Raw genomic sequence first — 11,994 nt, forward strand, 5'->3', positions numbered from 1 at the left:
TTGATAAGGAGATATTTATGCAATTTCTACACACCATGGTTAGAGTGACAGACTTAGATGCCTCTTTACACTTTTATTGTCATTTATTGGGCTTGATTGAAACCAGACGCTATGAAAATGAAAAAGGCCGATTTACCCTTGTATTTTTATGTGCCCCGGAAGATTCTGAAAGCGCTAATAGTAAACAATCTCCATTGATGGAATTGACCTACAATTGGGATCCACAGCCCGAATACACAACAGGTAGAGCTTTTGGGCACTTGGCATTTAGAACTAATGACCTATATGCGCTTTGTGACAAATTGCAAAAAGCTGGCGTGATAATTAATCGCCCTCCTCGCGATGGTCATATGGCATTTGTAAAATCACCTGACAATATTTCGATTGAGCTATTGCAAAAAGGAGATAATTTGCCCAAAACAGAACCATGGGCATCTATGGAGAATATAGGTGATTGGTAAAGGAACAAATACCCTGTAAAATGGTCCCATGTACCTAATGAAGATATGAAAATAATTAAACTTAGATAAGGCAGTATATAAATATGTTTAATAAATTAAATCGTGTTGTCGTTTGTAAAACTTTTTCACTTGTGGCGTTAATAATCAGTACCTCGGCTTTGAATGCGCATGACCATGGTGTGCCAGGCGATAAATTTGACCTCAGTGAATGGAATATAACCCTTCCCATAGACGGCAATAATGATCAAAAACCCGACACTATTTCGGTAAAAAAATTACAAGACTTCGCGCACCCAGATTTTTTCTATCTCGACGATAATGGCGGCATGGTGTTTGTTTCTCCAAATAATGGTTTTACTACTCCAAACACTACCAACTCTCGCAGTGAATTACGTCAGATGCTCAAAGGCACTAGCTCTCGCATTAAAACGCAGTCACCCAAAAATAGCTTTACAGTCGCAAGTAGCCCTATTGCCAAGCGATTTGCACAAATAGGTGGCAAAATGGAAGCTAGCGTAAAGGTAAATCATGTATCTTTGCGTGCAAAATACCCAAATAAACCACCTGCATACTCGGTTGTTATTGGTCAAATACATGCCACTAAATGGGAAAAAAAGGTAAAAGGCTTTGGATGGGGCAATGAACCCTTAAAGATCTATTATAAAAAATGGCCTGAACATAAAACAGGCTCAGTTTTTTGGACTTACGAGCGCAACTTACCTAAAGATGACCCCAATCGCACAGACATTGCATACCCTGTATGGGGCAATTTGTGGACTGATAGCAATGATCCTAAAGACAATGGTATTGCATTAGGTGAGTCTATAAATTACGAAGTTAACGTACATAAAGATGTTATGTATTTGAGTTTTTCTGCAGAAGGTCGCGAAACCGTTGAATATAAAATCAACTTAGCTAATGCCGTTGACGCCTACGGTAAACTAGATAAATTTGACCATCCTTATGGTTACACTTTGGATTGGAATTATTTTAAAGCCGGCGCTTACAATCAGTGCAGCACCTCAGATGCGCCAGGTTTTTGGTATGCTGGCTGCCCAGGCACAGGCAACTGGGAAGAAGATAAAGCCAATGGTGATTACGTTAGTGTTACCTTTTCTCGTTTAGTATTGGGCGAGAGCACAGAACCTCGGTCAGACCATGGTGTTCGAAAAGCTAAGAAACCCCAAATTGGAGCGTCACTCAATCAAAAAGAAGCACTTAACATCGCTGATATACCGGCTAGCGCTCTTACTGCTATCAAAGCTATTCAGGCAAATTTTGAGGTTAAGGAGGCTGAAAAAGAATTTAAGCATGGTAATGTTTATTTGGATGTTGAAGGTACCTTAGCCGACGGTAGCGAAATAGAATTTGATATGTTGCAAACAGACAATGAATGGAAAGTGGTCGAAATCCAAAGGGATCTTGATTGGCTACAATTACCTGAAAACGTGAGCACGGCACTATTACAAGATACTGCTGATTTTTCAGCAAAACGCATTATTGAAAGTATTCAACATGGTACCGATATCACTGTTTATGAATTTTATTCGGTAAACAATGACGGAAAAGAATTTCGCAAAGAAGTGAAAGTTGAAAATAATATAGCAATGGTTCTAAAGGAAGAATGGCAACATTAGCCGAGCTAACTAGCATAGCGTTATAAGCATATTGCGCTTGTTTAAAAACTGATGCTAACGATTACCGGTTTTTTTTGTCATCACAATATCTTTATGCCAAAGGGTGACCTGGTTTCGTCCATTCTGCTTAGAAAAATATAGTGCATTGTCTGCCCTAGTGATTATGCTAGTAGGCGTGTCGTCTTGCTTGTTGGACTCTGCGATACCAAAACTACAGGTTATCCTAATATTTTCGAATGTTGTATTTTCTATGGTTTGACGAATTTTATCTGCTACCGCTATTGCCTGTTTTACAGCAGTATCAGGTAATACGAGACAAAATTCCTCACCGCCATATCTAGCGACAATATCACCTTTACGCACAGATGCTTTTAGGCACTCAACAAAGCTAATTAGCACCTCATCCCCGGCGTCATGCCCGTGGGTGTCGTTTACTTCTTTAAAATGGTCAATATCCGCCATAATAATACTGTAACCTTGCGTTTGGTCTTTTGCATCAAACTCACGTTCAAAGATATTAAACAGGCCTCTTCGATTAAAGCAGTTTGTGAGGTGATCATGATCAGCAAGGTAGTCGAGTTCAACATTGCGTTTTCGTGAAGCAATCGAGACTCGATAAATATAAAACGCAATACAAAAACATATAACGAGCAAAACAAAAAGCGCTATATTTGTATAGCGCTTTTTAATGATTTCAAGTTCGGCAATTCGACTTGCTTGCTTTGCAATTTCAATTTCGTTGTTCTTTTTAACAAGAGTAAGTTGATCTAATTCGACTTTTTCTCGCAAAGAATCAAGCTCTACTTCCATGATATGTGACTCTAAGTTAGCTTTAGCAAAAGCCAGTTTATTTTCTTCGCGTTCCTTATATATTTCCGTAGAAATTTCAATTAATGCTTCAGACCACAAAAGTGCCTTTTGAAAATCGCCTCTTTCTTTTTCGATTTTTTGTAACTGCCTATAAATGTTAGCGACTTCTGTTTTGTGTATAGAACCTTTAGCAAGCGCCAATGCCTCTTTGTATAGTGACTCAGACTTTTCCACATCATCATTATAAAAACTGCTAGCTAATCTAATTAGAGACTTTAGTTGACCAATTTTACTATCTGAAAGCACGGCTAAGCGGATTGATTCACGGTAATACTCTCTTGCTTGGAAAATGTTGTCCTTTTTTTGATAAATTTCACCTATTATCCTAGCCGTAATAATAGCCTTAGCTCTTTCGTCAGCATTTCTAAAAATAGTGTGTGCTTGTTGCACCATTTCCATTGCAAAGTCATACTTTCCCTTGTCCATTTCGTATACTGCAATTTGCCGATAAGCCGCTGCAAGGGTTTTGCTTGGCACTTTTTCGGGGGGCAATGCAATTGACTCTTGATAAAGCAATTGTGCTTCTTCATACTTTCCTAAACGAGTATATAGCAGTCCCATTTGATTAAGGCTTTCAGCAATTTTTCCTACGTCTTTCAAATCTCTATACATTTGTAGGGCTTTATCTAAGTATTCCAGTGAGGTCTCATATCTTTGTAATTGCCTGAACGTAGAGCCTGCAAGTACCAGCAATTCAGCATGCTCTTCTGGATTGTTTAGTTCTTCTTGAAGGTCTAGACTTTGATATACATATTCAAGAGAGCTACGCAAATTGTTTAGTTTAAATTCAAGGATAGCGACGTTTTTCAACGACTTTGAAATTAGCGTCTTGTCTTGCAAAAAGGTATGCGCCGCGAGGGCTTTATTGTGAAAACGTAAAGCCTGCTCAAAATTCTTTAACCTTTTGTATGTTTGACCTATTTGATGAAATGTCGAGCCTCTCATTGTTATTGCTTCTTCATCATCTCGCGATAAATACTTCAGTACTTTATTGAACGCGGCCAACGCTTCTTCATAAAGACCTTGTTCGTAGAAAGTAAATGCGCGTATTCTTAACACTCTTGCGGTTAACAGTTCGTCGCTTTGTGACAATAGGTCAGACATCAAAAAGTCGAGTGTCTTGTGAACTTGTTGGTAGTCTTTGTCTGAACGTAGTTGTTCAAGATAGGCGATAGAATCAGAAATTTGCGCTATAGGATTAGTTTCTTGTTGAACTGATATATCTTGAGCGTTTGCAATATTCCCACACGTCAACACCAAATAGCACACTAAAATGCTAAAATATGGTTTTGCAAATATTGGTACTGTGGGAGAACGACTCATTTATAATGAATCCTCAATTATTCGAGATAATTGTAGCTGTGTTATATGCGTCATTCGTTTGCAATTTTTTTCTCATAAACGTTTATCGGTTGGGCGACCAATATCTTGATATTTCGGTCCCAAAAATACCTTTGTTTGACGATTTTTTGAGCTTACAAAAAATTAGCTAACATTAAACCCTCTTATCCACCGTTGTAATTGTGCTCGTTTTTCAGCACTAATAGCGTGACATTTTTGAATAAGAACGCTCACTTGATGCATTAAATCCGCATTATTAATAGGCGGTAAATGTTTGTCAATATCGTCAAAGTCTGACAGTCCCTTGTCTTTTGCAATATCGATTAATGCTGCCAAAGTGACTAAGTTTTCTTCCTTGATGTTTGTTTCAGACTCAGCGTTCCTCATCGCTAAAAATCGGGTTCGATTAACAAACCGTTTGATACTTCGTGGCGTTTTATTGCTCATACCCATCACACGGGCCCATATTGAAATAGCCACTAAAAAGGGTTCTGAGTCAGTTTCAACGATCCGTTTTCGTTGGCGGTATCGCTCAGTTCTAATTAACATTCCGATGGCGACAATCAAGAGTAAAGGAATAATAATAACTTCACTTCGATTTTGGCTTCTATTTTGCCCGATTTCTAAGGGTGTTGTTACTTCTGTGGGCACGATGTTCTGCTGTTCTTCACTTTTTGAAGGGTCTGCAGGAGCATTTATATCGGGACTTTCACCGTTGGGACTTTCACCATTGGGACTTTTACCGTCAACAACCGCTTGTTCCGTGTCATTTTCTACAGGAATTGGTTGAGGTGCTTCTATAGCGGAGGCTAAAACGTATCCTAAAATAATACTAACTACCAATGAACCGACTACAACAAACTGCTTAATCCATTTTAATTTGCTTGTTTTAGCTTCAAAGCCCTTTACTTTTACCAAGGCCTTAAACTGCTCTTCGTTAGCATTAGGCACAGGAATTTCAATATTAATAATTTTTTCTAAGTAGCGGCGAGCCTTTATTTTTAATTTATTGGCATCTAGTTCACTGTAAGTGCTTTTGTAGTATGACTCGATAGCTTTTTCAACGGGATCTCTTTCCATTGCAATAACAATGAAGCAATTACCACTGCTTACCAAATAATTGATTGTTTCCATGACGTCCATTATTCGAGATTCTTTACAGCGATCTAGATCGTCTATAAAAATTGTGAGTGTGCTGTCACCTAAGGCATCGCATAGCATGCCAAACTCAGTTGCAAATTTTTCACGCAAACCAAGGTTTGCGCGCAAATCCAAGCCCTGTTTCCCACCTTTCAACAATGTTTGTACAAGGCTTGCCCTAGATAAGCTCGAAATCTTGTCCATGCCCGCATTGAGAATAGGCAATGCGGCAATCAATGCGCTCAAGAATGGAATACTGGTAAATGAAATTTGATTCGAACTAGTTGGCAAGCTCGTATCTGCCGTTAAAATAAACGTGAGAGATGCTAAAAAGATAAATGCGAAGCTGTAATAAAAGAATGGAGCGTCGTGCCAGCGCATTTTTAGTAAATTCCATCGATAGAGTAAGCCCGCTGAGCTCCAAAAAGGAGGGATGGCATTTCGCCTTACAGCATTAAGCAATCCTGCAAGAAATTGTTCTTCATTTTGATGATGCCATGCATTTACCCAAACTGGTTGCATATGAAATTGAAGAAGGTTTTCTTTTAAGAAATACATCAGCGATGATTTTCCGCTCCCCCAAGCCCCGGTAATCGCCAATGTTAGAGGTGCTTTGGTGCCAGCATTGCGTAAAAACCGAGATAACGCCGTCGAGATTTCAGCAAAACCAAGCCTGTCTTGACTAAGATTTGATGCAGGTGCATCTGATACAAAACTATCAACAAGAAGCTGTTTTTTAATAATATCGGCATCTGGTCTTTCTGGTCGATATGACAGAATATAAAGCGCCCCAAAAATGCCCGCAAATAAAACGGCAAGCGACAACAAAGATGGGTAAGATTTTGGGCTCAATTCGGCGTAATTATTTCCGTTCCCATAAAATCGTTGCAACGCTGAGGGTAAAATTGCAATTGTCTCTATTGTTGAATCAGCGTGTATTACATTAACGATATCGTTATTAACAATTTGAAATTTTTCGCGAGATTCGGCCTGCGTATTAATTTCAAAGTTTGCAATATTTTTGATTGAGTCAGACCAGTCTATGGGGGGTAATACACTAGAAAATTCAACCACTACACCGGCTTGTAAGTCCAAGCTCAGATTTGAGAGAACTGTATTATCTGTATTTATCTGAACAACAGTCCCATTTTTTAGCAAACCCGAACGCAGATAATTTGAAACATTTAGTACCTTCTGTAAAAGCAATATATTTGACACCCTTGTATAGTCGTTAGGATTAACAGGAGGAGCGGTATTCTGTTCAAGGTCTTGGATTGGCGCCTCTTTCTGGGTTTGTGTGTCAGGCTCACTCAACTTAGAATTTAAAGCTATTTTTAACAAAGAGCTTGGCATTTTATCTTGCCGTGTTTGTAAAAGACTAGTAACCGATGTCAATGCATTAAAGGGGCGTTTAATTGGCTGTATAAATGCAGACACAGCTTCATCCAGCGAGGACTGAACTTCTTGAGACTCTGACGGATTGGAAAACGCGTATATCCTAATACTGTAAGAAGCATCTTCCCCAGCTTCGCTTATTCGCTGCAACAAACTATCAAGTTGATTCGTTTGTTGTCCATCTAAACCTTCTCGAGAAGCGTTAAATTCTAAAACCAAAGGCTCAGGTATGTAGCTGTTATCGCTGGTATTTAAGGCTACCGCGCTATAAGGGGACTTACTCTGCTCGTCCTGTTTGCTTATAAGTACTTGGCGACCATCTTCAAACCTAAGGGCCAAGTCTTTAGCTACGCTCCCAACATGACTAATACTTACGTCACTATTAATAAGTGGTAAACGCAAAGGAGCGTTGCGTTCTATTAAATAATTAAAAGATGCGATTTTAAACCTGGAAGAGTCCTGTTTTAATGGATCAGGATCCAAACTAGCAAAAGTAGATAAAACCCAAAACAATAGGGCCCCAATAAGCAGACTCAAACATGCAAACAAAAATTGCTTGATAGGAAATGGTTGCTTAACAAGCTTACCTGCATCAGGCATATCATCGGATTGTGTTTGACCACCGCTCTTTTCGAAACTCTGCGCATCAAAACTTTGCGCATCTAACCCTTTCTTTTGGGGCTTATCGACATTCATCGCTCAGATTCCTTGTAGCTTGGCTCAACCTTACCAACTTGAGTATCTATTAAATATATAAAAAGTGCAAAACACAGAAAAGCAGGTCAAGGTTTAATCAGGTTCAGTTAATGAAGGAATAATTGAGTGATTAAAATAAGCGTGGAATCAAAACCGGTGTTTTTGCTTTGTACGCTTGATAGGCTGGGTCTTCACCCCACTTCTTTTTCGCTTTAGATTCAAGTAAAGGAATTCCACTAATTTTACACAAGAGCAGGATGACAAACACAGGGGAGATCAACACAACATGCTGCCATGCCGTGAGTATCGGAAATGACGCAATTGCGACCCCAATCCATAATAATATTTCGCCCAAATAATTAGGATGACGAGAATATGCCCACAGCCCTGAGGCAATGAAAGCCGCCTGCCCAGCCGTTTTTTGTTTGCAAGCGTGCTTAAATGCGCGCTTTTGATAATCCGCAATGCTTTCAATCAACATACCAATTAACCAAACGATAAAACCAATCAACCCTGTTAGGCCAAGTTCAGTTTGATTGACCGATGTGATTGCGCTTAGGGCGGCGAGCGACGTCAATAAAACCCACAACCCTTGAATAGTCCAAGCGGTAAAAAAACTATATTTGTTGGGTTTTATATGCTCAAACCTATCATCGATTCCGTCTTCTTGAATACGCTTAAAGAGAAAACCACCCAAGCGTAACGCCCAAATAATAACCATTAATCCAAGCATCCATTGATAGATGCTAAGCGTTGGCATAATAGCTAGACTCATACAGGCCAATAATATAAAGGTGCCGCTTCCGGTAATGTCGTAAAAACGTTCTGTTTGTTTTATGTATGCGGGTAAAAAGGCTATCCATTGAATACCAAACGCCAACAACGCGCTTACCGCAATAAAAGGTAAGCCAAACACTTGCACAACATGCGCACCTGTTGCTTGAGTTAAGGCAAAACTCAGCAGTGCACATATGAGCAGTACGACAAAAGCTTGTAGCTTACTATTCATTTATATTCCTAAAACGGGTTTATTATCCAATTGTGCCGAATTTAGGGTTAACAACGACCGATTGAAAAAGTTGTAATCGATCGACTTTCACGTTCAAGCACCCTTGGTCTTTTGCTTGTACGTATGGGATTAAGGTTTTGGCACATTTTATTTGAAATAACATACTCTAACCTAATTCTACAAACACACAATTTCTCTATTTGTCAGATCTTAGCCGCGGCGTTTTATCAAAAAAGCATAAAGCTAACAATGCCAGTGTCACAATGCTAATTGTTGTTAGACTAAGATATACCCAATACGGAATATAAATTAAGCCTAGCAGTAGTAGTGTTATGGCGAGTGTCGAGGCGGCAAAAGTATTCGCCCATTTCCGCTTCTCTAAACAAAAACCAATCGAAACACTGAGTAATAAAACGACAGTTATTAAGCTTGCGAAGCTCGCTGTTGAAAGTAAATGCCCAAAAAAGAGACTCACTAGACCAAGACCTATCAATACCATAAACATAGCCACTGCAAATACCTTTTGGCGCGACGACAAAGCCGGATCATATTTAGTGAACTTATTTAAATCTGTTTGCATCAATGGGAAAGTCTGCTCAACATCCTTTGGGCGCCAGCCTGTGCGTTTAAACCATATTGAGCATTTGTCTTGCCAACGCTTTGCGCGCCAGCTGTCTTTAATTAGCTGTGTATAAACTTGTAGATTAGCCCATATAGGATTCCAACTACTCAATGGCTTTCTAACGCCATATATAGGCTTTTGATTGTCTAGTTCTTCTTGGAATGTGCCAAAAATACGGTCCCAGATAATAAATACACCACCATAATTTTTATCCAGATAGATCTGGTTTTGAGCATGATGAACACGATGATTACTGGGCGTTACAAAAAACCACTCAAACCAACCAAGCTTTGGAATATGCCTTGTATGCACCCAAAACTGGTAGATTAAGTTTAATGATCCTACGCTAATTAAAAGGAGTGGGTCGACGCCAACAAAAGCCATTGGAATAAAAAATATCCAGTTTAAAAAACTGCCACTAGTTTGCCTTAGTGCGGTGCTTAAATTGTACTCTTCACTAGAATGATGGACTACATGAGCGGCCCAGAACAAATTCACTTCGTGGCCTAATCGATGATTCCAATAATAAAAAAAATCATAACTAATAAAGGCGAATGCCCAAACCCATATATTATTTGGTAATTGAGTTAGCTGAAAATGTTCAAATACCCAATAATAAACAGTGAAGGGAATCATTTTTTTAATCAACCCAAACACCTGGCTTAATACACCTGCCATTAAGCTATTTATTGCATCGTTAACCCGATAATATTGCGTGCCTCTGACTCGCTCCGCTATAAGCTCAATGGCAATGAGTAAGAAAAAAAATGGGATGGCATACAAAACAAAGTTCATACTAGGCTTCAACAGACTATATTGCAGATAGATTATCAAACAATAAGCAGGAGGTCTAAGCGTATAGGACTCAAACTAAACATTAAGCGCTGTAAAACATCAAAAACTTTACGACTTAGACTGCTTGTACAAATGAAATACCGATTCAGAGCTGGTTTTGAATGCCCGAGACCCTGGGTCTCTAAAGGTTAGTGAAATTTGAACATCCTGACCAGAATAGACTGAATCTTCATCACAATATATTAGAGCGCTTATTGGATGAATCCCTTCTTGAACCATAACATCCCCAGTCAACAACTGCTTTTCTTTCTTGCCTGCTAAAAAGCGAATTTTTTTCTCTATAACCCTCTTGTTATTTACGTCAACTCTGGCGAAACAAGAAGCTTGCTTTGTTTCCATCTCAGCTCTTCTGACATTTGGGAGAGTAAACGCTAAACGCATGCCAACTTGGAAACGACCCGACACACTAGCGGGAACCAATCCATTGAGACGATAAAGGGCGTTTTCAGGCGTATCGAGACCGTAACTTTCATGAGAAGACAAGGTAAATTTGGACTGATCTAAGACAAAAGCTCCCATATCCATCATAGTCGCAAGCTCAGAAATCTTTTTTGGAGCTTGATACACTCGAGCTATCCACCCAGGCATTAAATCTCTTACAATCTCGGACGAACCCAAAATTTGCTTATACTTAAATTGATAGGGGTTCAGCGTTCTTAAAATAGCGAGCTCAGATTCTTTTGATTCATTTAGCTGCTCAACTCTATTTAACTCTTTTTGTAAGTTCTGATTATTCATTTCTATCTTGTAGAGAAATAACGCACTAGCAACTCCCAAAACGACAAAGATAACACCCAAAATATATAAACTCTTTGACGAAGTTGTTAATTTATTTTTTGGCTTTTCCTTACCAATATAATACTCGCGTGTTGGCATAATTATAACCTCAAACTTCTTTATTTATCTCTTCCGAGAAATTATTACAAATGATTACCTCTAACTGTTTGCAACTCCCATGCCATATATTAAATCATTGTTTTTACTCACATTTATTTAACCTTTAAATTTTTAATTGCATTTTGCAACGCATAATGAATTCCTTTATGCGATTTATATGGGTCTATAAATAATTTATTGTTTATTTTCAATAACTTAAAATTCTTTTCAACTTGGCATTGAATTTGCTCCAGTGAAAAAAGACGGAAAAAACGTTTTTCAATTCGAAGTAGATGAATAAAAGGAATCGTGAAATGAAATCGAAATTTATGTATTTAATATATGCGCTAGCGTTCTCAATACCAATGAACACATTCGCTATAGAGGAAGTTGCAGTTGATGTTGAACTACAATTACTCTTAGATGTTTCAGGAAGTGTAAATAGCAGTGAATATCAATTGCAGTTAGATGGGTATAGTCATGCTTTTGGGAATTCTTCTCTTCAACAGAGTATTCTCTCTGGCCCAATTGGCTCTATAGCTGTCCAACTGATTATGTGGTCAGGATCTACACAACAACAAGTTATGATTGATTGGACATTAATAGATTCGGTTGATAGTTCACTCGATTTTTCAAACATGGTTGCTAGCTTAGCGCGACCATTTTCTGGATGGACCGCCATTGGTGAAGCAATCAGTTACTCTTATACCAAATTTGATAACAACGACTTTAATGGTACAAAAAAAATTATAGATGTTTCAGGAGACGGCACTAACAATAGTGGAATTGACCCAGAAGTTGCCCGTGATATAGCGTTGTCTAACAACATAGATACTATTAACGGTATTGCCATCAGTACTCAAAAAAATGTAGAAGATGAATTTGTAGATAATGTCATCGGCGGTGATGATGCCTTTTTGCTCGTCACAACAGACTTTCAGAGTTTCCAGGGTTCTATTGAAAAGAAACTCATCGGAGAAGTTACTGGAGTTATCCCCAACGATGCCATTGCGGTTAGCTCTCCAAACAACATTGTTCTGTTTGTAATAGCAACATTTGTTATTCTTTTCAGAAAAAATAAGTAAGGGAAAT

General features: G+C 38.7%; 7 protein-coding genes and 1 pseudogene. 3 read left to right on the forward strand and 5 right to left on the reverse strand.

Annotation, left to right across the window (positions count from 1 at the left end):
* The first annotated feature begins 17 nt into the window (after positions 1–17).
* Both RM552_RS12075 and RM552_RS12080 read left to right on the forward strand, forming a co-directional pair.
* Positions 18–461 (forward strand): VOC family protein, encoded by a 444-nt coding sequence (locus RM552_RS12075; protein ID WP_311369107.1) that lies wholly within the window; start codon positions 18–20, stop codon positions 459–461.
* An 83-nt stretch (positions 462–544) separates the two neighbouring features.
* Positions 545–1,609 (forward strand): annotated as a pseudogene (locus RM552_RS12080) (polysaccharide lyase family 7 protein); the annotation flags it as partial.
* A 543-nt stretch (positions 1,610–2,152) separates the two neighbouring features.
* Here the strand turns inward: RM552_RS12080 and RM552_RS12085 are convergent.
* The 5 genes from RM552_RS12085 to RM552_RS12105 all read right to left on the reverse strand — a co-directional run bounded on the left by RM552_RS12085 (position 2,153) and on the right by RM552_RS12105 (position 10,902).
* A complete protein-coding gene (locus tag RM552_RS12085) occupies positions 2,153–4,291 on the reverse strand; it encodes a GGDEF domain-containing protein (RefSeq protein WP_311369108.1) in 2,139 nt (712 codons plus the stop codon).
* A gap of 162 nt (positions 4,292–4,453) precedes the next feature.
* The gene (locus RM552_RS12090) at positions 4,454–7,540 is read right to left on the reverse strand and encodes a KAP family P-loop NTPase fold protein (RefSeq protein ID WP_311369109.1); all 3,087 of its coding nucleotides are present in this window, start codon (positions 7,538–7,540) and stop codon (positions 4,454–4,456) included.
* A gap of 130 nt (positions 7,541–7,670) precedes the next feature.
* Complete coding sequence (locus RM552_RS12095; protein WP_311369110.1) at positions 7,671–8,549, reverse strand: DUF1295 domain-containing protein; 879 nt, start codon at positions 8,547–8,549, stop codon at positions 7,671–7,673.
* A gap of 196 nt (positions 8,550–8,745) precedes the next feature.
* Positions 8,746–9,966, reverse strand: coding sequence for a sterol desaturase family protein (locus RM552_RS12100; RefSeq protein WP_311369111.1), 1,221 nt, complete (start codon positions 9,964–9,966; stop codon positions 8,746–8,748).
* 108 nt (positions 9,967–10,074) lie between these two features.
* Positions 10,075–10,902, reverse strand: coding sequence for a hypothetical protein (locus RM552_RS12105; protein WP_311369112.1), 828 nt, complete (start codon positions 10,900–10,902; stop codon positions 10,075–10,077).
* A 314-nt stretch (positions 10,903–11,216) separates the two neighbouring features.
* Between RM552_RS12105 and RM552_RS12110 the strand changes: the two genes are divergently transcribed.
* On the forward strand, positions 11,217–11,987 hold the full coding sequence (locus tag RM552_RS12110; RefSeq protein ID WP_311369113.1) for a DUF1194 domain-containing protein: 771 nt from the start codon (positions 11,217–11,219) through the stop codon (positions 11,985–11,987).
* The last annotated feature ends 7 nt before the right edge of the window (positions 11,988–11,994 follow it).

The sequence above is a fragment of the Glaciecola petra genome (genome assembly GCF_031846345.1).
Classification (GTDB): domain Bacteria; phylum Pseudomonadota; class Gammaproteobacteria; order Enterobacterales; family Alteromonadaceae; genus Glaciecola; species Glaciecola petra.

Coding starts and splice junctions, on each gene's coding strand:
- RM552_RS12085 (WP_311369108.1), bottom strand. CDS start 4,291: ATGAGTCGTTCTCCCACAGTACCAATATTTGCAAAACCATATTTTAGC.
- RM552_RS12105 (WP_311369112.1), bottom strand. CDS start 10,902: ATGCCAACACGCGAGTATTATATTGGTAAGGAAAAGCCAAAAAATAAA.
- RM552_RS12090 (WP_311369109.1), bottom strand. CDS start 7,540: ATGAATGTCGATAAGCCCCAAAAGAAAGGGTTAGATGCGCAAAGTTTT.
- RM552_RS12095 (WP_311369110.1), bottom strand. CDS start 8,549: ATGAATAGTAAGCTACAAGCTTTTGTCGTACTGCTCATATGTGCACTG.
- RM552_RS12100 (WP_311369111.1), bottom strand. CDS start 9,966: ATGAACTTTGTTTTGTATGCCATCCCATTTTTTTTCTTACTCATTGCC.
- RM552_RS12110 (WP_311369113.1), top strand. CDS start 11,217: ATGAAATCGAAATTTATGTATTTAATATATGCGCTAGCGTTCTCAATA.
- RM552_RS12075 (WP_311369107.1), top strand. CDS start 18: ATGCAATTTCTACACACCATGGTTAGAGTGACAGACTTAGATGCCTCT.